Annotated in this window: 25 protein-coding genes, 1 tRNA gene and 2 rRNA genes (1 of these 28 only partly in view); 6 read left to right on the forward strand and 22 right to left on the reverse strand. The window is 53.2% G+C overall.

Translation table 11 applies throughout. The features are described from left to right. Positions 1-19: 19 nt before the first annotated feature. From AC3B6F_RS05745 to AC3B6F_RS05780, 8 genes are all read right to left on the reverse strand, one after another. A complete protein-coding gene (locus AC3B6F_RS05745; protein ID WP_489823667.1) occupies positions 20-1,399 on the reverse strand; it encodes a DUF4043 domain-containing protein in 1,380 nt (459 codons plus the stop codon). Between the two features lie 78 nt (positions 1,400-1,477). Next, complete coding sequence (locus AC3B6F_RS05750) at positions 1,478-1,972, reverse strand: phage scaffolding protein (protein ID WP_489823668.1); 495 nt, start codon at positions 1,970-1,972, stop codon at positions 1,478-1,480. 11 nt (positions 1,973-1,983) lie between these two features. Beyond that, positions 1,984-3,408, reverse strand: a complete 1,425-nt coding sequence (locus AC3B6F_RS05755; protein WP_489823669.1) for a phage portal protein — start codon at positions 3,406-3,408, stop codon at positions 1,984-1,986. 42 nt (positions 3,409-3,450) lie between these two features. After that, positions 3,451-4,776: a phage terminase large subunit gene (locus AC3B6F_RS05760; protein ID WP_489823670.1), complete on the reverse strand. Its 1,326-nt coding sequence runs from the start codon at positions 4,774-4,776 to the stop codon at positions 3,451-3,453. Then, positions 4,757-5,206 (reverse strand): hypothetical protein, encoded by a 450-nt coding sequence (locus tag AC3B6F_RS05765; RefSeq protein ID WP_211569211.1) that lies wholly within the window; start codon positions 5,204-5,206, stop codon positions 4,757-4,759. Before AC3B6F_RS05765 ends, AC3B6F_RS05760 begins: the two co-directional genes overlap by 20 nt. A gap of 35 nt (positions 5,207-5,241) precedes the next feature. Next, the gene (locus AC3B6F_RS05770) at positions 5,242-5,673 is read right to left on the reverse strand and encodes a hypothetical protein (protein WP_211569212.1); all 432 of its coding nucleotides are present in this window, start codon (positions 5,671-5,673) and stop codon (positions 5,242-5,244) included. 117 nt (positions 5,674-5,790) lie between these two features. Then, complete coding sequence (locus AC3B6F_RS05775) at positions 5,791-6,306, reverse strand: hypothetical protein (protein ID WP_489823671.1); 516 nt, start codon at positions 6,304-6,306, stop codon at positions 5,791-5,793. Beyond that, positions 6,306-6,731, reverse strand: a complete 426-nt coding sequence (locus AC3B6F_RS05780) for a hypothetical protein (RefSeq protein ID WP_489823672.1) — start codon at positions 6,729-6,731, stop codon at positions 6,306-6,308. Before AC3B6F_RS05780 ends, AC3B6F_RS05775 begins: the two co-directional genes overlap by 1 nt. Here AC3B6F_RS05780 and AC3B6F_RS05785 point away from each other — a divergent pair. Beyond that, complete coding sequence (locus AC3B6F_RS05785) at positions 6,720-7,112, forward strand: helix-turn-helix domain-containing protein (RefSeq protein WP_211569215.1); 393 nt, start codon at positions 6,720-6,722, stop codon at positions 7,110-7,112. The two genes, AC3B6F_RS05780 and AC3B6F_RS05785, sit on opposite strands and share 12 nt — an antisense overlap. Positions 7,113-7,632: 520 nt before the next feature. On the opposite strand, the gene AC3B6F_RS05790 is transcribed toward AC3B6F_RS05785, so the two are convergent. Then, positions 7,633-9,147 (reverse strand): replicative DNA helicase, encoded by a 1,515-nt coding sequence (locus AC3B6F_RS05790; protein ID WP_010503732.1) that lies wholly within the window; start codon positions 9,145-9,147, stop codon positions 7,633-7,635. Between the two features lie 121 nt (positions 9,148-9,268). On the opposite strand from AC3B6F_RS05790, the gene AC3B6F_RS05795 reads away from it, so the two are divergent. After that, the gene (locus AC3B6F_RS05795) at positions 9,269-9,583 is read left to right on the forward strand and encodes a hypothetical protein (RefSeq protein WP_489823673.1); all 315 of its coding nucleotides are present in this window, start codon (positions 9,269-9,271) and stop codon (positions 9,581-9,583) included. Here the strand turns inward: AC3B6F_RS05795 and AC3B6F_RS05800 are convergent. Together AC3B6F_RS05800 and accD are read right to left on the reverse strand one after the other, a co-directional pair. Next, positions 9,559-10,893, reverse strand: a complete 1,335-nt coding sequence (locus tag AC3B6F_RS05800; protein WP_489823674.1) for a bifunctional folylpolyglutamate synthase/dihydrofolate synthase — start codon at positions 10,891-10,893, stop codon at positions 9,559-9,561. The genes AC3B6F_RS05795 and AC3B6F_RS05800 overlap by 25 nt on opposite strands. Continuing rightward, entirely contained in the window at positions 10,893-11,762 is an 870-nt protein-coding gene (accD, locus tag AC3B6F_RS05805; RefSeq protein ID WP_023944477.1) for an acetyl-CoA carboxylase, carboxyltransferase subunit beta, read from the reverse strand. The genes AC3B6F_RS05800 and accD overlap by 1 nt, the downstream gene beginning before the upstream one ends. A gap of 276 nt (positions 11,763-12,038) precedes the next feature. Here accD and AC3B6F_RS05810 point away from each other — a divergent pair, with 276 nt between their 5' ends. After that, positions 12,039-12,605: an HdeD family acid-resistance protein gene (locus AC3B6F_RS05810; RefSeq protein ID WP_010503737.1), complete on the forward strand. Its 567-nt coding sequence runs from the start codon at positions 12,039-12,041 to the stop codon at positions 12,603-12,605. Between the two features lie 71 nt (positions 12,606-12,676). Here AC3B6F_RS05810 and trpA read toward each other — a convergent pair whose 3' ends face one another. Next, on the reverse strand, positions 12,677-13,489 hold the full coding sequence (trpA, locus tag AC3B6F_RS05815) for a tryptophan synthase subunit alpha (RefSeq protein WP_489823675.1): 813 nt from the start codon (positions 13,487-13,489) through the stop codon (positions 12,677-12,679). After that, entirely contained in the window at positions 13,486-14,712 is a 1,227-nt protein-coding gene (trpB, locus tag AC3B6F_RS05820; protein ID WP_023944474.1) for a tryptophan synthase subunit beta, read from the reverse strand. Before trpB ends, trpA begins: the two co-directional genes overlap by 4 nt. Positions 14,713-14,890: 178 nt before the next feature. Between trpB and AC3B6F_RS05825 the strand changes: the two genes are divergently transcribed. Beyond that, positions 14,891-15,940, forward strand: coding sequence for a magnesium transporter CorA family protein (locus tag AC3B6F_RS05825; RefSeq protein WP_489823676.1), 1,050 nt, complete (start codon positions 14,891-14,893; stop codon positions 15,938-15,940). Here the strand turns inward: AC3B6F_RS05825 and AC3B6F_RS05830 are convergent. From AC3B6F_RS05830 to alr, 5 genes are all read right to left on the reverse strand, one after another. Next, positions 15,937-16,377 carry a DUF934 domain-containing protein gene (locus AC3B6F_RS05830; RefSeq protein ID WP_211569221.1) on the reverse strand — a complete coding sequence of 147 codons (441 nt, stop codon included), beginning with the start codon at positions 16,375-16,377 and terminating at the stop codon, positions 15,937-15,939. The two genes, AC3B6F_RS05825 and AC3B6F_RS05830, sit on opposite strands and share 4 nt — an antisense overlap. Further along, positions 16,364-18,037, reverse strand: coding sequence for a nitrite/sulfite reductase (locus AC3B6F_RS05835; protein WP_489823677.1), 1,674 nt, complete (start codon positions 18,035-18,037; stop codon positions 16,364-16,366). Before AC3B6F_RS05835 ends, AC3B6F_RS05830 begins: the two co-directional genes overlap by 14 nt. Further along, a complete protein-coding gene (locus AC3B6F_RS05840) occupies positions 18,034-18,351 on the reverse strand; it encodes a DUF2849 domain-containing protein (RefSeq protein ID WP_211569223.1) in 318 nt (105 codons plus the stop codon). The genes AC3B6F_RS05835 and AC3B6F_RS05840 overlap by 4 nt, the downstream gene beginning before the upstream one ends. A 236-nt stretch (positions 18,352-18,587) precedes the next feature. After that, a complete protein-coding gene (locus AC3B6F_RS05845) occupies positions 18,588-19,034 on the reverse strand; it encodes an RrF2 family transcriptional regulator (protein WP_489823678.1) in 447 nt (148 codons plus the stop codon). A 124-nt stretch (positions 19,035-19,158) separates the two neighbouring features. After that, positions 19,159-20,283 (reverse strand): alanine racemase, encoded by a 1,125-nt coding sequence (gene alr / locus AC3B6F_RS05850; protein ID WP_489823679.1) that lies wholly within the window; start codon positions 20,281-20,283, stop codon positions 19,159-19,161. Positions 20,284-20,394: 111 nt separating this feature from the next. Here alr and AC3B6F_RS05855 point away from each other — a divergent pair, with 111 nt between their 5' ends. Together AC3B6F_RS05855 and AC3B6F_RS05860 are read left to right on the forward strand one after the other, a co-directional pair. Then, on the forward strand, positions 20,395-20,859 hold the full coding sequence (locus tag AC3B6F_RS05855; protein ID WP_023944467.1) for an Lrp/AsnC family transcriptional regulator: 465 nt from the start codon (positions 20,395-20,397) through the stop codon (positions 20,857-20,859). 116 nt (positions 20,860-20,975) lie between these two features. Continuing rightward, entirely contained in the window at positions 20,976-21,215 is a 240-nt protein-coding gene (locus tag AC3B6F_RS05860; RefSeq protein ID WP_023944466.1) for a (2Fe-2S)-binding protein, read from the forward strand. Positions 21,216-21,258: 43 nt separating this feature from the next. Here AC3B6F_RS05860 and bfr read toward each other — a convergent pair whose 3' ends face one another. The 4 genes from bfr to AC3B6F_RS05880 form a co-directional block, all read right to left on the reverse strand. Then, on the reverse strand, positions 21,259-21,747 hold the full coding sequence (bfr, locus tag AC3B6F_RS05865) for a bacterioferritin (protein ID WP_023944465.1): 489 nt from the start codon (positions 21,745-21,747) through the stop codon (positions 21,259-21,261). 540 nt (positions 21,748-22,287) lie between these two features. Continuing rightward, positions 22,288-22,364: transfer RNA gene (locus AC3B6F_RS05870), tRNA-Met, on the reverse strand. A gap of 49 nt (positions 22,365-22,413) precedes the next feature. Continuing rightward, positions 22,414-22,528, reverse strand: a 5S ribosomal RNA gene (gene rrf / locus AC3B6F_RS05875). Positions 22,529-22,608: 80 nt separating this feature from the next. Then, positions 22,609-24,004 (reverse strand): 23S ribosomal RNA (locus tag AC3B6F_RS05880); it runs 1,341 nt beyond the window's last position.

Below are 24,004 nucleotides of genomic sequence, written 5' to 3' on the forward strand. Positions count from 1 at the left end.
CACGAGGCCCCAGTCGTATTCAGAACGTCATACCCAGCGCGTCCGTGCCCAGACTTTCAATCACGACACCACGCTTCAGGTAACTGTTGGTCGCCGTCGGAATAACATTCGTATCCGCCGTCACGTCTGTCGGCAGCGCAAAACCGCCAATCCAGTACCAGGACTGCGCAATGATCTGCCGCAGACGATCCAGCGGCTCACGGGTCACCATCGCCACCCCGTCAACCATCTCAATCAGCGCACGATCAGCGTCCGGAATATCGGAATGACCCGTCAGCGCACAGTCGCCCTCAATCAGTGCCCCCTGCCCCAAAAGTAGTGCACGATGAATCGGTCCAGCACCAAGAGACAGCTGCTGAGGCGCTTCAGTCGTCGGAATAAAACGAACGCCCAGCAGTTCAATCACCTGCCCAGAACGATACTCTTCCGAACCATATGCACCACGATAAAGATGCTTGAAATCATCATCCCGGAACAACGACAGAAGCTGAATATCGTCCAGATAACAGTGATATGCCCCATTAATCATCGGCACGTTATTCCGACGTAGTGTCGCAACACCCGCAAGAACCTGCTGAATACCAAGCGTATCCGCCAGACCGCTCGCGCTCGCCGTCTGAAGCGCCGCCGTCGTCAAGCGACCGTTAGGGCGAATAACCTTCGGCGCAGTCGCAGCAACCACAGGCTGACCCAGTGCACCATCGGAAACAGACACGCTACCAGAGAACGTCATCTGCCCAGAAATACCGCCCGGCGCCGTAGAAATATTGGTCGCATCCGCCACAACCCGGACAAGCGTGTAAACATCCGAACCAACCGTGACGGTCATCCCACTGCTGGACCCAATCAGTGTCACCTGACCATTGACGATAACTGACTGGAACCCGCGAATATCATCAACCTGAACAGTGTCCCCTTCCGCATCCAGCGCAACAGTGACACGCGTATTGCCACCCAGATAACCACCAACACCATTCTGAGCGCCACCAAAAAGCGTATTACGCGCCAGGCGATCCAGAGACTGCATAGCCTGAACACCATTCGTGTTGGCATTGGCGAGGAACTGGGACGCAATGCCGACGCCACTCGTAACCATATTCAGATCAATCGTGTCACCATACTGATTGATCGAAAGCGTATATTGCTCGACAGACCAGCCCGCAGGGCTCATCCCGTTATCAAAATTGGTATTCCCAGTCGGATTGAGCGGTGTCGTGACAGGCGCCTTCAGACTTTTGCGCGTCTTGATCAGCGTCTCACCAATCGCGTTCGGGAAAACCTCCCGATCCGCAACCTGACGGAAACCGAGACGGGACTTCAGACCGTTTTCAAACTCACGGGCCAGAAAACCCTGCTGAATGGCGGCCTGAAGCTGAACTGGGAAATTATCAATGCTCATGAATTTCGTTCCGTAAATATTTATAGAAAATTTCCGGTAGAATTTTACCGGACGCACTCAATTACTTCACCCGAGCCATCATGCTCCGGCCAAGAACTGCCATTTGCGGGCTTCGTAATCGGAATCCGTCGCAGATCGAGCATTAAACGCCTCAACCTCTCCCGGCCTGGGCGCAGGATGCCCAACCGTCGTCCCGCTGGAATACCCAGGACGCAACACATCACCGAACAGATATCCACGGTCGTTCCGGGCTCGTTCCAGAACCTCCATCACACCCATAACCGTACCGTCTTCGCTTCGGGTCACACCCTCCATATCGATCAGACGCACAACATCGTCAGGGTTATGCGCGCCCATCCGCATGGCTTCAGACCGCAATGCAGCGACCATGACATCATGATTACTTTCCCGCTTCACACGGGAAATAACTTCTTCATGCGTACGCTGAAGTTCCTCCCTTTTAACTTCAGCCTCAGCCATAGCCTGACGAACAGATTTTACTTCATCCATCGCTTCCGCAAGCGCCTGACGAAGTTCTGCCACATCTTCAATAGTATCTTCAGATCCGGACATTTTTTCTCTGCTCATTCTTCCGCGTCCTGCGACGCAACCCAGTTTTCCAGAAGCCGCCATTCCGTACCGGGATCAGAATTTCCCGACGCCGTCGCATACATTCGAACGGCCGTCTCCCGGCTCAGAATTCCATTTGAAACCGCCGTTACAAGCCCTTGCGCCAACGACAAAAGCTCAGGGTCTGTCGCCGGGAACCAGGCAGGCCACCGCAACGTCATGCGGCAATACGGCAAGTCCTTCACCAGAACACCGCCAAGACGCAGACCATTTTCCAGCACACACGAAAAACGACAGGCCATTCGATAAATGGCCTGCAATCCACTCTCGCCATACGAATGGCGCAGCCGATCCACCAACCAGATCAATGGCTGACACATCATCTCCATAGCCTTGCCAGACTGCACGCCAGAAATCCGGTCACCATGCGCCCGATTACCATGAAGCTGCTCAAGCGCAATCTGCCGAAGCTCCCGATAGTGTTCGAGCACCGCCCCCGCTGCATTGCCATTGATCTCAAGCAACTTGGCATCCCCTTCAGGCGGCAACGTCAAAGCCGAAGATACTCCCCCCTGATGCGCCACACCGTCTGAAAATCCACCCGTTTTCAGAACAAGCGTCGGATCAGAGCCATATTTTAGCCCCCGCCCAGCTTGAGACAGCAGATAATCCGCCTCAATGACTGTATCGATCGCACGCTCAAACGTGCATTCGCCTTCCGGGTCCCGCCCCTGACGACCGCCAAGATTCCGGATCCAGATAATCGGAACAAACCCCAGTCCATGCCGAACAGACCGGCTCTCATCCCGCACGCCTCCATCCATCCCGACAAGCCAGGGAACGGATACTGCACAATCCATCGGCGTCCAGACCCGCTGCCACCAGAACTGAGCACCCAGCAGATCTTCGCCAATCGCATATCCCTGCACAGCCAGATCACGCCCCCGCACCAGGAAACGCTCTTCAACGCGCAGTAATTCGCCGCTGACATCATCCCAGAACGGCGTCAGATACGCCGTATCCAGAACCGAAAGTTTCGGCACCCCAACCGAAACCTCAAAAAGAACCGCTACCGAACCAATAGACCCAACAGTGGCAGCTTCCATCATCAAAGATGCCAGCCGCGTCTGAGAGGCAAAGACTCCCATCGCATCTGAAACCCGCGTGTCATCGGCAATCAGACTAGGCCAGTGCGTATCCCCAAACAGCAAAGAAACAGATTCATCGACAACCGTTCGGCAAAGGTTACTTCTGACGGACGGACGTCTGTTAGAAAGCGGAATGTACTCCCCCGCTCCTGATCGCTCCATCGAGAACGGATGAGGCAATGCATCATACTGCGTACCGTCCAGAACACGTCTCAACGCCAACAGGCGCGCAGTCCGCGCAGACGCACCCGCCGGCACGGCATAACGCCGCTGCAGGGACAACCAGTCCATGAGTTCTCCAGTGCTAAAGCCCACCTGAAGCCCGAAGGCTTTTCAGCGCGCCAACGAAAATCCTGACGGGCTCCAGCCCGTCACACCGCTGCTGCCAGACAGCATCAGTTCACTCAGTCCCCAGACCATCGCATCCGCCCGATCCGGAGACCTGGAGCCGCGATATCCACTGACCGAGAAATGACAGAGCTGATCCTCAAGCGTTTCAAAACGCCCATGATGAACCACCTTGCCAATTTCATAGAGTGCCGCGACCGGCTCCGCGCGCGCAGCTTTTCCGCGCGCTGCTGTCACCAGCCGTACCGGCGCATGCGCCCGCACGCTTCGAATTGTATTTTCCACCAGAGCACCACCAAAATTGCGCTCGGCGACAATCCGCTCAGCCCGCCAGTCATCCAAAGCATGCAAAGCATGCAAAGCACGAGAAGCCCACCCTGCAGGGCTATCCCGTGCAGACAGGTCTTCCAGAACATGCCCGACACCATCCGCATCTACCCCGCAAACCACAATTCCAATTTCATCGGAACGATAATCTTCCGGCCCCGACGCACCCGACGGATCAACAGACACCAGAATACGCCGCATCCGTGATGCAACATCCATCCGATTTGCAGACGTAATCACAGCGTCCCGGCGAAACGACTCAATACGCCACAAGGCCCCTTCAACAGCCGCCTGGTACTCCCCGTAAAGAAAACGTCGTTTCTCACGTTCCGGCAGCGCTTCCAGTGCCGCAATATATTCTTCTCCCAGATTATCCCTATTGGAATGGGGATTAAGAATCATTGTGTCGTACAAGGAACAGTCTGCAAGAGGTTCTCCGGATTTCGGCTCAATTCCCATTTCAAACAGCGCATATAACCAATGCCCAACACTCGGAGGATTGGCATCAATATATTCGCGATTCACGAGACCTGATTTTTGAGCCAAGCGCGTCAGCAGCATATTCCGCGCGCCATAGCTGATCTGGCTCGCTTCGTTCAGATAAACAGTCGAAAATTCGAGCCCCAGAATTTTCTCAGTCCGCTGCTCATCATCCAGACCACCAAAAAAAATCATCGATCCATTCGGAAACGTCACAATGTTTTCCTGCCGCTCCAGGCGCCAACGCACCTGAGGAAAGCAAAGGCTCATAACTTTGGGAAACGTGTCCCGCAAAACAGACGCCCTCAGCGCCGTCAACCGATGCCGGAAAATTCCATGCCGACTTCCGGCAGCTTTCAAAGCGCGAATCACAATGGCCCGTATCAGAACAAAAGTCTTACCGGACCTTGACCCCCCTCTCAGCAAAATATGACGAGCAGGCCCTCCCAAAAGACGAACAGCATCACGCTGTGCTTCATTGAGTCTAAAGGACGCTGTCATCATAACTGATATTGATGGAAACAGGCGCCGTAGAAATCTCTTCCTGTCCAGCCCTGAAGCGCGCGGGGCGATGCGCCCTCAAGAGAAACGCCATTAACCCATCACTATATTTTTTCCTGACAAGCGGATGACCCGTCTCCGGATCGCAAACCACTTTTCCTGCATAGGTAATCGGCTCGTCATAACCTTCCAGAGCACGACGTCTGGCTTCAGCCTCCAGCATATCCGCTGCATCTTCCAGTGCGTCCTCCCACTGAGAGGCAAACGCCGCATCTGTTTCCTTCCAATGGTAAAGCGTGCTTCTCTGAACACCAGAAAATCGACCGGAGTCAGAAACATTTCCACTTTTCGCAAGATGTTCCAGAAACCGTTCTTTACGCCGACGTGAACGTCCACTTCGCCCTCGCAGCCCGTCAGTCTGTGTTTCGCTCATCTGCTCATATCCCCATACGGTCCCATATTTGACCGTCAGCCCATTTGTAGGCGTTCCTCACGTCGGCTGTTCATTGAACCCCCGTCAAACCAGACAGCCGTCGATTGTCTCGAATGAAACGGTTTCTTGTGAGACCGGGATGACGTCTCCTTCTCCTGAAGGCGATGTTTCCACTCTTTCTGCGCCACATTCCTGAGACGCTTCACCGTAATGTCATCAACACAGCCAATAGGCTTGAGAGAGGATATACGGCGCAAACAAGGAATAGCCCGACACCGCACGTCCAAGCGTGTCAAACCGGCATCCACAAGTTCATGCCATTCGAGGTCACAATCTGCCCGGTGAAACGCCTCATCCATAGAGATCAGCGGACAGGCGATCACTTCAGGTTCTTCACACCACAAAACAATCATTGTCTGTCGCCCGGAAAGAACAATCGCTCCGGAAACGATATTAAATCGTTCCATTTTCAATAATTCTCTTAAATAAAAAAAGACCACCCCAGAAAGAGATGGCCTCAAAAATAAAAATCATTCAATGTAATCTTTTTATAAAATAACAGAACGCAAACTTCAACATATTTATTAAAAAGAATTCTTTTTTATTTTTTTATATACATAAACAATCTGCTCTAAAATCAGACCGCACTGCGCCGATACCTTCATACGCCCTCGTCCTTCCGATATACCGGGATATAATTGACGTGCCATAGCTGAAAAAGACATTTCTCGAGCCAGCAACATCTCTAGACGAACATGACCACACAACCCCAGCGTCTCTCTGATTTCGGAAATCCGAGCAGAACATTTTCCTCGCCCTAACATCCAGGTATGAACATCTCCCTTCTCCCGAAAATGACCATCAGACGGGCGCTCCTCAACAACCCCCAGAGTTGCAAACAGATATTCCCGGTACCAACGATCAGCCGCAGAAACCTCGTCATCACCAATATCGCCAGCATCGTACATGGACTGGACCGTGTTCACGACACGGTAAACACCATTACGGTCCTGAAACTCCTGATGCTGAAGGCGCTCCAAAGTCGGTTGCATAGTCATCATTTTCCCACATGGAGAAATTTCACGAATCAAAGGCTGCATCAGTGAATATTTTCCCACGCTGAAGACGCACCCATCGGGGTTAAGGCAGGGAATGCTGGCGCCAGATCTGAACCCCAAAGAGCTTTCCATGAAACCGGGTGTCCCGGAGGAAGCGCTTCTGCACTTTCCCGATCGAAAACCTGCCGTTTTTCTGTTCCCCCAGAAACTTTTGAGATTTTTTGCCCCTTGCCCAAAGACTTCTTGCGCGCCGGCTTCCGCATTGGGTGCCAACCATCAGATGCCAACATCGCGGCAATCGCGCTTGCGGAAACCCGACGGGGGTATGACCTTCTTTCATCTGCCTCATTATCAATCCCTTTACGAAAAAACCCATTTAGTGGCAAAATGCCACAAATCGTAAGAAAAAAAAACTTCTTCTGGATTTGGCATAAAGCCATTGCTAAAAAGGCCGCATGGCCAAACATAAGCGCTCGGACTCCCTGACTATCCTCCAGAGAGCCATCGGAACACGTATTGCCTGGGCCCGGGAACTCGTTATCCCCAACCAGAGTGAGTGTGCCCGGCTTCTGGGGGTAGATGCTTCCACCCTCAACAAGATTGAGCGTGGAGATCGCGCGCCCAGCGTCTTCCTCATTGCTGCCCTCTCGAACCGATTGCGCGTCTCGACTGACTTCCTCCTGAAAGGCGTCCTGAACGGTCGAACCGACGAAGAACTGGCCTTGAGGCTGGCCGCTCTGCACCCAGAGTTGGTGCTCCAGCGGCAAGACATGGCTCCAGACACGGACAAAAACACGCCTTTTGGCACACTTGATCAACCCAAGAGACCAGACGAGGATCTGCATTGACGGTATCTTCGCTGACTTTATCACGCATTCAAACGCTCCCCCATTCGTCATGGTGCAATACGCTTGCACCAGCGATGGAATGAACCAATCAGAAACGTTTCCAGATTTCAGCGAAACATCACGCATCAACCGGCCCCCTTCCTTCCTCAGCAATCATCCCCACGACAACCGCCGATTAACGATAAATTAATGGCAATATGCCACTGGGTCAAGGAGCAAATATGGCTATTTGCCACTACAGTTATGCGTCTAATTCCGGCGCCTTTGAAATTGCCCCGTTAATTTTTCAAGCTTTTTGCGTTCTCAAACAGCCAAAAACTGCAGATTTTCACAATTCTCGCACAATGGAAGATTCCCCTGTTTTCCAAACACCAGAGATGTTCCTTTGTGTTTTGTGACAAAATATTTCTAACGTATTAATATCAAACGCAAGTTTCTGGGTCTCTTTTTTCAGAACATGTTTCTCTATCACCTGAAACTCCAGACCAAAAAAAAGCGGCCCATGGGCCGCTTTGACGTTCTATTCGTGAATAATATCCAAATCACCAAACCGAGTGTATTCGCCTTCAAAATACAATTGAATCATCCCTGTCGGCCCATGCCGCTGCTTCTCAAGAATCAGCTCTGCCTTATTATGAACTAGAGCCATTTTCCTTTGCCACTCTTCAGTCGCGGCCTGGAATTTTTCGTTACTGTCATACGCACTGTCCTTCGGCATTCGCTGCTGAAGGTAATATTCGTCACGATAAACAAACATGACAGCATCAGCATCCTGCTCAATGGAACCCGATTCGCGCAGATCCGAAAGCATGGGACGCTTGTCCTCACGAGACTCCACCTGACGAGACAACTGGGACAACGCAATAACAGGGACCGAAAGCTCTTTTGCAATCGCCTTCAAACCCTGAGTAATCATCGAAATTTCTAGCACACGGCTATCCGGCTTCGTTCCGATCGCGGGTCGCATCAATTGCAGATAATCCACCACCACCAGACTCAGGCCCTGCGTGCGCGCGAGACGCCGACACCGTGTTCTCATAGCCGAAAGGGAAATTGCCGGCGTGTCATCAATATAAAGTGGCAGCTTCTGCAATTCGCGGGACACACGAACAAAACGGTCGAATTCCTTTTGCCCAATATCACCTCGGCGAATTTTCTCACCCGAGACTTCAGCCTCACCTGAAAGAATACGGGTCGCCAACTGCTCGGACGACATTTCAAGTGAGAAAATTGCTACCGACCCATGCGGCTTCTCACCCTTTTCCTCTGCATCTCGCATGATCGAGCGAGCAGCCGAGAACGCGATTTTTGTCGCAAGCGCCGTCTTTCCCATCGCAGGACGTCCCGCAAGAATGAGAAGATCAGAAGGATGTAAACCACCCGTTCGCTTATCCAGATCGCGCAAACCAGACGTGAGACCAACAACATCCCCGGTTCTCAGAAATGCCTTTTCCGCAACGTCAATAGCGCCTGTCAGAGCCTTTCCGAAGGAGACAAAGCCACCTTCCTGACCGCGCTCCGTCGCCAGTTTGAATAAAGCTTCTTCAGAAGCCGCGATCTGGTCACTGCCATCCAGATCAGGTCGGGCACCAAAAGCATTGTTGACGACGCTCTCGCCAATATCAATCAACTGACGCCGCACCCATGCATCATGAATGACCCGGCCATAGTCGCCCGCATTTACAATCCCGACCATCGCCGTCAGCAGCTTGGCCAGATAAGCAGGCCCCCCAGCAGCATCAAGAACGCCCGTATGCTCGAACTCGGCTTTCATGGTTACCGGATCAGCCAATTGCCCACGTTCGATACGGCGAGCCACCGCTTCGTAGATCCGCCCATTCACAGAGTCAGCAAAGTGCTCCGGCTCCAGAAAATCTGAAACCCGTTCATAGGCCTTGTTGTTCGTGAGGATAGCACCAAGAAGCGCTTGCTCGGCCGCGATATTCGCTGGCGGAGAACGGCGCAAAAGCGCGCTTAGGCCTCCATCGTCGGAGGAAGCATCAGACGCCGCTGAAGAAGGATAGGATTCGATCATAGTCACGCCAGTCTTTTACCACCAGCATGCCCTCGAAGCAGAGACCGAATGTGCAGCCATCTTCCTCATCAGACGTTCCCACTCAAAATCGGGAAACCGTACCTGAACAGGAAACAGCACCATGCTATCGCTGACAGAGTTCCGCAGTAGCCTTCAAACCCAGACACCTCCTTCTAACCTCTCCCTCTCCCAAACCGCCCTCTGGTGGATTGGGAAAAAGAATTGGGCAGAAGCTCACCGTCTGGTGCAGTCAGCAGAAGGCGCACGTGAATGCGACCGCATCCACGCCCTTCTTCATCGTCAGGAAGGCGACCTCGCCAATGCCCGCTACTGGTACGCTCGAGCAGACGCCAGAATGCCTGATCAGACCATCATTCAGGAGTGGGAAGACCTGGTCCGCCGAGCCTTCCCTCAGACCGGGACCCAGCCATCCTGAGCAAGAGCCACACCTGCAAGATAAAGACTGCCACAGATCAGCACACGTGCAGGTGCAGAATTCTGCGCTGTAAGGCGATCCAGAGCTTCAATAATCGTTGGGCCAGCAATCGCCACACCACCTGACGCGGCAATCAGTTCCTCGACCGGTGTTGCAAGATGCTGCTCCTCTTCAGCCACAACCTGAAGACTGGCAGCCCGTCCAATCAACGGCTGAAGAAAGCCACCTATATCCTTGCTCTGCTTAACGCCTGCAATGACATGAACAGGTTTGTCGCTCCATCCATCCATCACAGCACCAAGCACTTCCCCAGCGCCAGGGTTATGCCCACCATCCAGATAGAGCTCCCAGCTGGCCGGAAGCCTTTCTGCAAGGGCTCCATGTAATCTCTGAAGCCTTGCAGGCCAGTCCGTTCTGGCAATACCGCCATACGCACTGACAGGAATATCCAGTCCGGATACTCTCAGCGCCGCAATCGCAAGAGCAGAATTCGTTCCCTGATGCGGCCCCTTCAGACCCGGTGACGGCAGATCCAAAATTCCTTGTGGATCAGAATAGTGAAGGCTACCGGCCTCTATTCCTACCTGAACCTCACGCCCCAGAACCCACATTGGCGCGCCAAGTGCCTCAGCCCGCAATCGAATCGACTCCAGTGCTTCGGGAGCCTGAGGCGCCACGACCACCGGTACACCAGGCTTGATGATCCCGGCCTTTTCGCCAGCAATCACATCCAGCGTCTCTCCAAGAAACGCCTGATGATCCACACTGATGGTTGTAATGGCGCAGGCCACGGGCTTCGGAACCACATTCGTGGCATCCAGCCGTCCGCCCAGCCCGACTTCCAGAATTACAAGATCTGCAGGAACCCGCGAGAAAAGAAGAAAACCCGCTGCCGTCAGAACCTCGAAAACTGTGATCGGCGCCCCATCATTGATACGCTCAACCTCTTCAAAAGCCTCAACCAGCGTATCTTCATCCACCAGCTTACCCGCCAGACGGAATCGCTCGGTAATGCTAACAAGGTGCGGGCTGGTCATCACATGCGCCCGAAGCCCGGCAGCCTCGGCAATGGCTCGCAGATTGGCGCAGGTGCTCCCTTTGCCATTCGTTCCCGCCACATGGATCACCGGCGGCAAATGCCGCTCCGGATTTCCCATCTTGGCCAGAAGAATTTCAAGCCGCCTAAGGGAGAGGTCAATCAGCTTCGGATAGAGCTGATGCAAACGAGCAAGAACTTCACCCGGTCGCCCCTGATACTCGCCAGGAAGACGCACAGGTGCCCCCATGTCCCCCTCCTTCTGGGCGTTCATCAGGCCGCGACGTCCGGCGCTGCCTTCTGGCGCGTCAGCATCCCGAGAATACGCCCCAGAAGCTCCGGCAACTCAGAACGCTTGGCCACAATATCCACCATGCCATGTTCGCGAAGATATTCGGAACGCTGGAAACCTTCCGGCAGCTTCTCCCGAACCGTATCCTGAATCACACGCGGCCCGGCGAAAGCAATCAGCGCATTCGGTTCTGCAATGTGAATATCACCCAGCATCGCGAAGGAAGCGGACACACCACCCGTCGTCGGATTCGTAAAGACCACAACATACGGCAATCCGGCTTCCTGAAGCATCTGAACGCCAATAGTCGTTCGCGGCATCTGCATGAGGCTGACCGCCCCTTCCTGCATCCGCGCACCACCCGAAGCCGTATAAATCACGAGGGGCGCTTTCTGCAGAACAGCCAGACGGCACGCTGCCACGAAAGCCTCTCCCAGTCCGGCACCCATCGTCCCCAGCAGGAACTCAGGCGCCATTACAGCCACAACAGCCTTCTGTCCTTGAATACGGCCGTGAGCAACAACCAGCCCCTCATCAAGATGGGACTTGTTCCGCGCGTCCTTCAGACGGTCCACATACCGCTTGGAATCCTTGAACCCCAGCGGGTCAACCGGCATCTTCGGAAGCTCGATCGTGGTGTATTCACCATCATCAAACGTCCAGGTCAGACGCTCCTTTGCCGTCGCCCGCATGTGATGCCCACAATGCGGACAAACCTTCTGGGACCGCTCCATCTCCTTGACGAGCATCATCTGCCCACAGGATTCGCAATTCGTCCAAAGATTATCCGGCACGTCCCGCTGAAGCAGGCCACGCAGCTTGGGTCGAACGTAATCGGTCAGCCAGCTCATGTCTTCTCGTTACTCTCTGCCTGCCTTCGGGACGAAGGCCAGAATGGGGGAAGGCCCTGTTTCAGACCATCAATATCCGGCGCGTTTTAACGCCACCAGCATATTTATGCCAGCCTCACCAACCAGAACTCTCCCAGACACCCAAAAACATGGCATCTTTACCCATACGCCGGTTACAGCCTTGATGACTGGAAACCATCCCCGCCTTACAGTCATTTTATCGGGCAAGGTCGGCATACAAAAAGACATTTGCAATGCCAGCCATGGAGAAATCTCATGTCCAACAGCTTTAATACCCTGCAATTCCCTAACAACAGATCAGGCTTGAAACCAGGCTGGTTCATCGGTGTCGGCGCCGTCCTTGTCGTCCTGGGCCTGCTCGCCGCCTTTGATGCCGTCGCCACGACCCTTGCCAGCATGGTTCTCCTCGGCGTCCTGCTCATTATCGGTGGCGTCGCCCAGGTCGTGCAGAGCTTCGCTCACAGAGGTCTTCCGCTCCCCAATCAATGGCTTTCAGGTCTCGTTGGCGGCCTCTATATCCTGGGCGGCCTCCTGCTGATTGAAGAACCCGCAACAGGCTCAGTCTTCATCACAGCCATCCTCGCAGGCTGCCTGATCTTCGCGGGAATCAGTCGCGCTTTCTGGGCAGCAGGTCATCGGACAGCCGGAGGTTGGAGCCTTCTCGCCGTCAGCGGGATCTTCACTCTCCTGATCGGAATTCTGCTCTACATGACGCTGCCATGGTCTGGCCTCTGGCTGATCGGCACCCTGATCGCCATCGAACTGCTCATGGCAGGAATTTCCGCGATCCTGTTCGGTATGTCCCTGCGTAACAGAGCCTGACCACAACAAAAAAAGCGCACCGGAATCACTCCCGATGCGCTCCACAATCCTGCAAATCCAAAAACCGGAATTCAGGCCCGAACCGCCGCAGACAATGCCATCAGTTGCTCAAGAACAGCCGGAAGCGTCTTGTCCGTCGCCTTCCCCTCAGACAGCGTCCCCGCCATCGTCTTGATCAGAGCAGATGCGACAACAGCCGCATCTCCGATCCGGGATGCCGTCCGAGCCTGCTCAGGCGTCGAAATCCCAAACCCGATCACAACCGGCAGATCCGTTGCTTCCCGAATCTTCGGAAGAGCCTCTTCAAGCTGTGCCTGACTGGCACTGCCCGTTCCCGTAATCCCCGTGATGCTCACATAATACACGAAGCCAGACGCATCTTTCAGCACATGGAACAAACGCGTCCGGGACGTCGTCGGCGCCACAAGCGAGATGATATCCAAGCCCGCTTCCCGCGCATAGGAGTCCAGCAGATCCGCTTCTTCCGTCGGCATATCCACGACAATAATGCCATCCACACCGGCCTGAACCGCATCAAAGCAGAATTCCGCCGGTCCATAGCTATCAATCGGGTTCAGATATCCCATCAGAATAATGGGCGTCTCGGCATCGGTCTCCCGGAAAGACCGTACCATTTCCAACACGCCACCCAGCGTCGCCCCAGCCTTCAGCCCACGCAACGCCGCCGCCTGAATCGTCGGACCATCCGCCGAAGGATCGGAAAACGGCACGCCAATCTCAATCAGATCTGCCCCCGCCGCAGGCATCGCCTTCAATAGTTCCAGCGAGGTCTCATAATCCGGATCAAACGCCTGAAGATACGGAATCAGAGCACCCCGTCCCTCCTTCTTGAGGGCTTCAAAACGGGCTTTGATACGGCTCACAGGTTCACTCCCAGATGGCTCGCCACAGTGAAGATATCCTTGTCTCCACGGCCAGAGACGTTCAGCACGATGATCTTGTCCTTCGGCATCTCCGGCGCAATCTTCATCACATGCGCCAGTCCATGCGCGCATTCCAGAGCCGGAATGATGCCTTCCGTCCGCGTCAGAAGCTGGAACGCATCCAGCGCTTCCTGATCCGTCACACCAACATATTCGGCACGGCCAATATCATTCAGCCAGGAATGCTCTGGCCCAATTCCCGGATAATCCAGCCCCGCACTGATCGAATGCGCCTCTTCGATCTGACCATGCTTGTCCTGAAGCAGATACGTCCGGTTGCCATGCAACACACCCGAACGCCCACGGGAAATGGACGCCGCCGTCTTGCCGGAATCCAGTCCCAGCCCAGCAGCCTCAACACCAATCAGACGCACATCCGCATCATCAAGGAAGGGATGGAAAATCCCCATCGCATTGGAGCCGCCACCAATGGCCGCAACAATCACATCCGGCAGACGCCCCTCAGCCCGGACAATCTGCTCCTTCACTTCCGTGCCAATAATGGACTGGAAATCACGAACCATCTCAGGATACGGATGCGGCCCCGCAACCGTGCCCACCAGAAAATACGTATCGGCCACATTCGCAACCCAGTCGCGCATGGCTTCATTCATGGCATCCTTGAGCGTCCCCGCCCCAGCCGTTACTGGCTTTACCTCAGCCCCAAGCAGATGCATGCGGAAGACGTTGGGCTTCTGACGCTCAACATCCGTCGCACCCATATAAATAACGCATTTCAGCCCGAAGAGCGCACAGACCGTCGCCGTCGCCACACCATGCTGGCCAGCACCCGTCTCAGCCACAATCCGCGTCTTGCCCATCCGCCGCGCGAGCAGGATCTGGCCCATGACGTTGTTAAGCTTGTGAGAGCCCGTGTGGTTCAGCTCCTCACGCTTGAGATAAACCTTCGCACCACCCAGCTCTTCCGTCAGGCGCTTCGCAAACCACAATGGGCTCGGACGGCCAACATAGTCCCGGTAATAATAGTCCAACTCCTCACGAAACGCCGGGTCAGCCTGAGCCGCGCGATATGCTTCCTCCAGTTCAAGAACCAGAGGCATCAGCGTTTCCGCCACAAAGCGTCCACCGAAGACGCCAAAACGGCCGCGCTCGTCCGGTCCGGAGCGCAAGGAATTAGGCAGGGAAGAAGATGAGGTCGTCATACCGGGCTCTGTTCCGCTTAAAAGGCTGACCAGCGATACCAAGGCAACGCAGGAACGTCCATCCACACATCTGTCAGGAAAAACGTAGCTTACCGAATCCCGACGTCCCTCTTGCATGGAACGTCACCGCACGACATGACTCAGACCTTCCTGTTTCCCGACCAAGGACTCCTGCCTGATGCTTCTCGCCCGGCCCGCCGGCACACCGGCCCGCGAGATCGGCCCAGACGTCGATATCAACACCACCAACTGGATTGACCTCATCAATCCAACCCACGACGAAATCACAAAAGCCGAGACACTCCTCGGGGTCCACATTCCCAAGCAGGAAGAACTGGAAGAGATCGAGAGCTCCTCCCGCCATTATGAACGGGACAACTGCCTCTATCTATCAACCCCGCTTGTCCGCCGCGCTGATGATATCTCATTTTCCAAACCTGTCGGCTTCATCCTGACGGAAAAGAGAATCATCACAGTCCGCTACACAGACTATTTCGCCTTCGACCTTGTCGGGAGAAAACTGGCGGAATATCCGGCTGGAAAAATTTCCCCCTCATCAACGGAACTGCTGGTCGAGCTGATAGAAGAAATCATCAATCGCCTCGCAGATATTCTTGAGGGCCTTGGCCGCACCTTGGACACCATCTCTCGTCATGTCTTCAACGCCGAACAACCCAGAGACCGCGCCCGCGTCGGCGCCATGCTCCGCGAAACACTGCGCCGCCTCGGCTATGCGGGGGATCTAGCATCAACAGTCCGCGATAGCCTCCTCGGCATCGACCGGGTCCGAATCTATCTGGAAGACTACATCAGCCAGAGCCTGCAAAAGGTAAAGGATCAAGGAACCTCCCCCCTGCCTACCAGAGACACAGCAGGCAAGTCCCCAACCCCGGCTGACACATTCAAATCCCGCCTCAAAGTCGCAGGACGCGACATCGCCTCTCTCAGCGACTTCGACGCCCAGATCGTCAGCAAGGTCCAGTTCTTACTGGATGCAACCCTAGGCTTCATCAGCATCGAACAGAACGACGGTATGAAAGTCCTCACGGTCGCCAGCTCGATCGGAATCATGCCGACCCTGATTGCCGGAATCTACGGCATGAACTTCAAGGATATGCCAGAATTGACCTGGAAATACGGCTATCCCTACGGACTAACCTTGATGGTCCTGTCCACGATCCTACCGCTCTTCTGGTTCTGGCGCCGAGGCTGGTTCGGGACTCGTTAAGTCCCTTCCTCAACTCTCGAACCAGCCCCAACCGGCCGCGAAGGCAGGACAGACCGCTGATAGGCCACCGGAAAGCGACTCAACTGACGCTCCCAAAGCGCTGGGTCGCTGCCGTCCGGCAGCACAACACTATCCACCCCACAGCGCTTCAGAAAAGCAGCCTGATCCGGCAGAACATGCCCCTCAGCCCGAATTTCTCCAGAAAACCGTAAATATTCCCGCAATTTTCGCGCCTGTGTAAAAACACGCCCGTCTCGAAAGATCGGAAACCGCAGAACAACAAGATCAAGCCGGTTCAGATAAGGCTTTAACGCCGCCGGATCATCCGCGATATCCAGCAAAACTGCCCGAACATCTGTGTTTTCAGCAAGCTCAGAAAGCGTCACCAAGGTCTCATGAACCTTGGCGGTCCGCTCCCCCAGTTCAAACAGTCTCATAAGCCGCCTCCTTAAACGGAGCATCCCCAAGCCGATCCAGCGTATCGAGGAACGTCTCCCCCTTCTCCCTTATCCCGAGATACCGGTCGACAAGCCGCGCAATCGCGTCAACCGTATCATCTTCCGGTAAAGCCGGACCAAGAATCGTACCAATCGATGCCCCGTTCTCTGCCCTGCCACCAAGCGTAATCTGGAAGAATTCCTCACCGCGCTTGTCCACCCCAAGCAGTCCAATATGTCCCGCATGATGATGCCCACACGCATTGATGCAGCCAGAAATATTGATTCGAAGCGCGCCAATCTCCGCCTGAAGAGACGCATCGCCAAACCGTGCACCCAACTTCTGCGCAATCGGGATCGACCGCGCATTCGCCAGCGCACAGTAATCCAGACCAGGGCAAGCCACGATGTCCCCAATCAGCCCAATATTGGCAGACGCCAGATCGACCTCTTTCAGGCTGCTCCACAGATCATACAAACGATCCTGCCGCACATGTCCCAGAACAATGTTCTGAAGATGCGTGATTCTCAGTTCCCCAAAGGAATACTCATCAGCCAGGTCCGCCAGACGATCCATCTGCGCAGACGTCGCATCTCCTGGAATCCCACCAGCAGGTTTGAGTGAAACAACGGCAATGATGTGCCCTGCATCACGATGCGGATGCGTATTGCTCCGAACCCACAAATCAAACTCCGAGTTTTCGCGCCGCCTGTTTGCCAATTCCTGAGCAGCATTGTCTGGTGCAGAGAGTTGGGGAGCAGCGAAACGAGCCTGAATGGCATCCACCATATCTGGTGTCAGGCGGTAATGCTCCAGATCCATCTGAGCCAGTTCAGCCTCAACAGCCTCCCGGTACGCATCAATACCCAAAGCCTGAACAAGAATCTTGATGCGCGCTTTGTAGATGTTATCCCGCCGCCCATGGGCATTATAGACTCGAACAATCGCTTCAAGTGTCGCAAGCAAATGCTCTTCAGGCACGGCATCAAAGATTTCCTGCCCGATAATCGGCGTTCGCCCCAGACCACCGCCAACAAAAATCCGGAACACCGTGCGCCCATCATCCCCCGGACGCGCCAGAATGCCGATATCATGGAAGCGTGCCGCCACCCGATCATTCGGGCTACCAGAGATGGCAATCTTGAACTTGCGCGGGAGGAACGTGAATTCCGGATGCAGCGTTGACCACTGCCTCAGGATTTCAGCATGAATTCGCGGATCAACAAGTTCATCCGCCGCTGCACCAGCAAACTCATCGGATGTCACATTCCGAATGCAGTTTCCGCTGGTCTGAATGGCATGCATGTCCACTCGCGCCAGATCGCGCAAAATGTCAGATGTTTCCTCCAGCTTGATCCAGTTGAACTGAATGTTCTGACGGGTCGTAAAATGCCCGTAATCCCGATCATAGCGACGAGCAATATGCGCAAACATCCGCATCTGCTGGCTATCGATCGTGCCGTAAGGAATGGCAATACGCAGCATGTAAGCATGAAGCTGAAGATACAGCCCATTCATCAGCCGAAGTGGCTTGAACTCATCTTCAGTCAAGGTGCCGGCAATACGACGAGCGACCTGCTCTGAAAATTCAGCAATTCGCGCATCAAGAAAGTCACGGTCAATCTGATCGTACTGATAATGGCCGACAGGAGCACTCACTGCACGGTCTCCACTGCAAATTCAGGATGTACCGTCGGGCCATACGCACGAATACGCTCACGAACGGTTACAGGTTCTGGCGGCTCAACATCCTTGACCGCCACTTCATACACACCAACGATACCATCGGCCTGAGCATGAACTTGCGCCAACTCCAGCACAGTACCAATCTGTTCAGCGTCAAACTTTTCAGCGACGCCAATATGCGGCTGCCACTGCCCAAGCCGATCCCGCCAGACAATCGTTCCATCCAGAAGGCGATTGGCTGTCAGAACGAGCTTTTCATCCGTACCAACACGTACTGCTCGTTTCATGATACCCTCGGCTGAAACAGGACTGGCATCAGGTGAGCCTCCACGAGAAATTCAGAGGCATGTTCCTCAGCTCTCCTCATCTCAAGAAAGACCATACCAGAAAACCGCAAAAACAGACTGCCCCTATAGAGCGGACGATAATTCACCATAACATCTAAAATAATGATCTATTATGGTGAATTATCCAAGCTTTATCGCTGTATTTTGTGTTATTTTTTTATAACTATTTCTTTTTGTTATATAGAAAATGAGATTGGCGCCCGGCTCGGTCGCTGCATTCCTGCCTCTTCCGCCTGACGCAGCAAACCTTCCAGAGTCACAGCATCCATTTTCTTTGCCAATTCGGCATTCATCGTAGACCAAAAAGGCTCCAGAACCTTCTCTACCAGAGGATTCCCCGCCTCTCCTTCTACACCCCGCTCCTCGGTCACAGCCTGAACTATCTCGTGCAGAGTAATCGTCCGAGGAGGCCGACCCAGCCGATATCCCCCCTTGGGCCCACGAACACTGTCCAAAAGCTTTTCACGTGAAAGAGCCTGAAGAACCGGCTCAATCCCACGCCGCAGCATATTGCCCCGCTTGGCAATGTCTGCACCACTCACCACACCGGAACGTCCCGCATGAAAAGCAACATCCAACATGATTGAAACTGCTGTCAGGGCGCGATCACGGCGGAGATACATGCATTTTCCGAATTCAACGTAAAAGAAAGAGCACTTGAAAAACTCGCGATGCTCATTCGTGTATTTGGGTCTTTCAGAATGTCCTGTCAATCATTCGAACACGAGAAAGCCAAAAGTCAGCCTTTCAATCTACATATTCACGATAATATCGTCCCCCAAGAGACGTCAGAACCTCATAGCCAATAGTTCCCGTAGAGGCAGCCACATCATCCACACTCCGACGCCCCCCAATCAAATCGACATGCATGTCCACACGAAGAAGAGCTTCAGGTACAGCGGAAACATCAAGAGCAAGCGAGTCCATCGAAACACGTCCAACAATCGGAAGCCTGATATCCCCAAACCAGGCATACCCCGTACCTCCATTCTGACGAGAGAACCCATCCGCGTATCCAACAGCAATAGTTGCAATACGACGGGGACCCTGTGGCTGATATGTCAAACCATATCCAACGCCATCTCCTACAGTCACATGCCTCAATTGAAGCACCCTAGCCTGAAGCCGGACAACCTGCTGCAAAGGATTAACTTCATCAGTGTTAGGAGCAATTCCGTATAGTGCGGCCCCAGGACGAACCAACCCCATATGATACGCAGATCCAAGAAAAATCCCGGATGATGCTGAAAGACTCAGTGGTGCGGCAGGAAGACAAGCTGCCATTTCCAGCAATTTTTGTCGCTGCATCTCGTTTGCAGGGTTTTGGGGATCATCCGCACAGGCAAGATGACTCATAATGAGATTTGTCTGGATGCCTTTCAGGCGGTCAGGATCATCTGCCACAGCCTGAACATCTTGTCGCGACAAACCAAAGCGGGACATCCCACTATCTACCTGAAGCACAGCATCGAGCATCCTCTGTTGACGCTCAGTCTCCTTTTTCCAGAGATTAATCTGCTCCAACGTATTCAGAACAGGCCGCAAATCAAAGTAAACACACTCGGATACCGCATCAGGACGCGGGCCATGCAAAACCGTAATGCGCGAGTTTGCAGAAACAATTTTACGAAGCGCAATACCCTCATCAACATGAGCGACAAAAAATTCGCGTGCTCCAGCTTTTTCAAGAGCAGGCGCAACCTGCTCAGCCCCAAGTCCGTAAGCATCCGCTTTGACAACAGCCGCACATACAGACTTATCCGCCTTACGACATAGAAAGCGGTAGTTTCTGGCAATAGCCGCCAGATCAACTGTCAACGTAGCGCCAGCACGAGATGCGGGCCACAGATGCGGGCCTGATAAGATCGTCATGAATTTATCCTACCCACATCGTAATAAAATTTCCTGCATATCCCCAGCATATTCTTCAGAACAAAAACCTATATATGCATTATATGCGCAGAAAAGACGGAAAATTGTGACATGATCTTCGACCGAACCACAGAATCGATTCTTCGTCTACTCCAGCATGACGGACGCATGAGTAATGCTGACCTGGCTGAACGGGTTGGCCTTTCCCCATCAGCATGCCTGAGACGCGTCAAAATGCTTGAAGAAAAAGGAATCATCCGAGGATATCACGCGGTAATCGACGATCGCTCCGTTCACAATCTAACGACCGTCATTGTGCAGATCACCTTAGAACGCCTTACAGACGAATCCCTGCGTCGCTTTGAAGCCCGGATCAAAGAATGTGCCGATATCCGCGAATGCTACCTCATGACAGGCGAAGCAGATTACCTCCTCCATGTCGCCGCACGCGATCTGGCCGACTATGAAAGAATCCATAAAGAAGAGCTATCCAGACTGCCCGGTGTCGTGCGGATCCAAAGCAATTTTGCCATTAGACCCGTTGTGCAGAAATGGAGCAGCAGCCTCCCATCATAACAAACGACCTTGCATCAAACATCTTATATCGAAAATTCAAACAAATGCGTTTGCGAACCACTCTCAACTAGAATATACAAAGGTTACTGAATCCCTTTTGGAACCACAGGCAGCTGATGATCGTTTGTTCATGTAACGCTCTATCACACAAAGATATTGAATCTGCGATTGATTCTGGGGCTTCTAAACCTTCCGAGATCTATACGGCTCGAAAATGTCGTGCTCAGTGCGGAAACTGTGTTCCCGGAATGGTATGCCTACTTAAACAAGCCCTACAGAACCGGAAACATCTTCAAGCGGCATTATCTCAGACGTCTGTACTTCCAAAAGCAGCCGAGCAAGCTGCCTATTTCTGATCAAAAAAAACACCCGGAGAAGCCCGGGTGTTTTAAGGAAAATTCAGTCCTGATCAGGAGCCGCAGCGGAGTTCTTATGAATATAACGCTCGATTCCCACCTGCTTGATCAAATCAAACTGACGATCGATGAAATCTTCATGCTCTTCTTCGTTGACGAGGATTTTCAGCAGTAGATCCCGGGAGACGTAATCACGAACGCTCTCACAATACGCAATACCTTCGCGAAGATCAGAAATCGCCTTTTCTTCAAGTTTCTGATCGCACTGAAGGATTTCTTCAACGCTTTGGCCAATCAGAATCTGGTTCAGACGCTGAACATTTGGCAAGCCACCGAGAAAGAGAATGCGTTCAATCAGCCAATCGGCGTGACGCATTTCTTCGATGGACTCTTCGTATTCTTTCTTACCAAGAAGCGTCACGCCCCAATGTCTCAACGTCCGCGCGTGCAGAAAATATTGATTAATTGCAGTGAGTTCGTTGGTAAGCTGCGTGTTTAGGTGTTCAACGACCTTAGGATCTTTAATCGCCATTTGACTATCCTCTCATGCGTTCACGAAAATTTATAGCACAAATCAAATATAAATAAATAACAAATATTTTTATGCTTTATTTTATTAATAAACATTCTCATTTAAATTGATAATTATTATTAATTATATCATTTTCTATGTATTATGCATTAATAAATTTATATTTATAAGTATTTAATTAATAAAAATTGATTTGGAAAATTTTCAAAAATATACCTGAGGTATGAATATAATCTAGATTCTTATTTTCTTCGTCTTGCTGAAGGACACCACCCAATCGCTGGATCCTTTATGCCTCTGGTTTATCTGAGAAGATCGCGACTCTTCACGACAGCCTCCAGAACGAGGTCAGCAGAACACGGACGGTAGAAGCGATCCGTTCTCTGATCACACGGATCCGCCTCATTCCGGAGAATGGGGAGCTTGGGATTTTTCTTGAGGGTGATCTGGCGGCGATGCTGGGATTTGCATCAAACAGGAAAAACGCCATGCGTCACCCGGATGCTGGCGTTCTTAATAAGTTCTTAGTGCAGGGTACATTGGTTGCGGGGGCAGGATTTGAACCTGCGGCCTTCAGGTTATGAGCCTGACGAGCTACCGGGCTGCTCCACCCCGCGGTGGTATGTATGATGTTGGTTTTTGGGAGGATTGTGAGTGGGCTGGGGGACCTGGCGGCGACCGACTTTTCCGCACCTTGAGGTGCAGTATCATAGGCGCTGAGGGATTTCACGGCCGAGTTCGGGATGGGATCGGGTGTAGGGCCCTCGCAATGGCCACCAGGTCTTCCAGCCCACCCAGTCTTTTTGAGAGTGGGTGGAGGTTGGTGTTTTATGAGTGTGGCTGATTTCTGTGCATGTGTTTGATGTGAGGATTATGAGCGATTAGGACCGGTTAGCTGCATGCATTACTGCACTTTCACACCCGGCCTATCGACGTGATGGTCTCTCACGGCTCTATGAGACCTTGTTTTGAGGTGGGTTTCCCGCTTAGATGCTTTCAGCGGTTATCCCGTCCATACTTAGCTACCCGGCTGTGCCACTGGCGTGACAACCGGTGCACCAGAGGTATGTTCATCCCGGTCCTCTCGTACTAGGGACAAATCCTCTCAAGTCTCTTACACCCACGGCAGATAGGGACCGAACTGTCTCACGACGTTCTAAACCCAGCTCACGTACCACTTTAATCGGCGAACAGCCGAACCCTTGGGACCTGCTCCAGCCCCAGGATGTGATGAGCCGACATCGAGGTGCCAAACCTCCCCGTCGATGTGGACTCTTGGGGGAGATCAGCCTGTTATCCCTAGAGTACCTTTTATCCGTTGAGCGATGGCCCGTCCACGTGGGACCACCGGATCACTATGGCCGACTTTCGTCTCTGCTCGAACTGTCATTCTCGCAGTCAGGCGGGCTTATGCCATTGCACTCGACAGCCGGTTTCCGACCGGCCTGAGCCCACCATCGCGCGCCTCCGTTACACTTTGGGAGGCGACCGCCCCAGTCAAACTGCCCACCATGCAGGGTCCCGGACCAGGCTTACTGGTCTCGGTTAGACATCAGAAAAATTCAGGGTCGTATTTCAAGGGTGGCTCCACCGGTGCTGGCGCCCCGGCTTCAAAGCCTCCGACCTATCCTACACAGGATTTTCCTGATGCCACTGCAAAGCTGCAGTAAAGGTTCATAGGGTCTTTCCGTCTGACCGCGGGTACCCCGCATCTTCACGGGGAATTCAATTTCGCTGAGTCGATGCTGGAGACAGTGGGGAAGTCGTTACGCCATTCGTGCAGGTCGGAACTTACCCGACAAGGAATTTCGCTACCTTAGGACCGTTATAGTTACGGCCGCCGTTTACCGGGGCTTCAATTCAATGCTTGCACATCTCCTCTTAACCTTCCGGCACCGGGCAGGCGTCAGGCCCTATACGTCATCTCACGATTTCGCAGAGCCCTGTGTTTTTACTAAACAGTCGCTACCCCCTGGTCTGTGCCACCCAATCATGGTTGCCCACGGTTGGGTCTCGTTTATCCCGAAGTTACACGAGCAATTTGCCTAGTTCCTTCAGCATCGTTCTCTCAAGCGCCTTGGTATTCTCTACCAGTCCACCTGTGTCGGTTTCGGGTACGGTCTATACGCCAGAGCTATTTCCTGGAATGATCAAAAAGCCTGTTCAATCCGTTAAGGACAGACAACATTTCTCATTCGTCACTTCTGGCAGGCCTAGGAATATTCACCTAGTTCCCATCGACTACGGCTCTCGCCCT

The organism is Gluconobacter sp. ESL1110 (assembly GCF_058107395.1).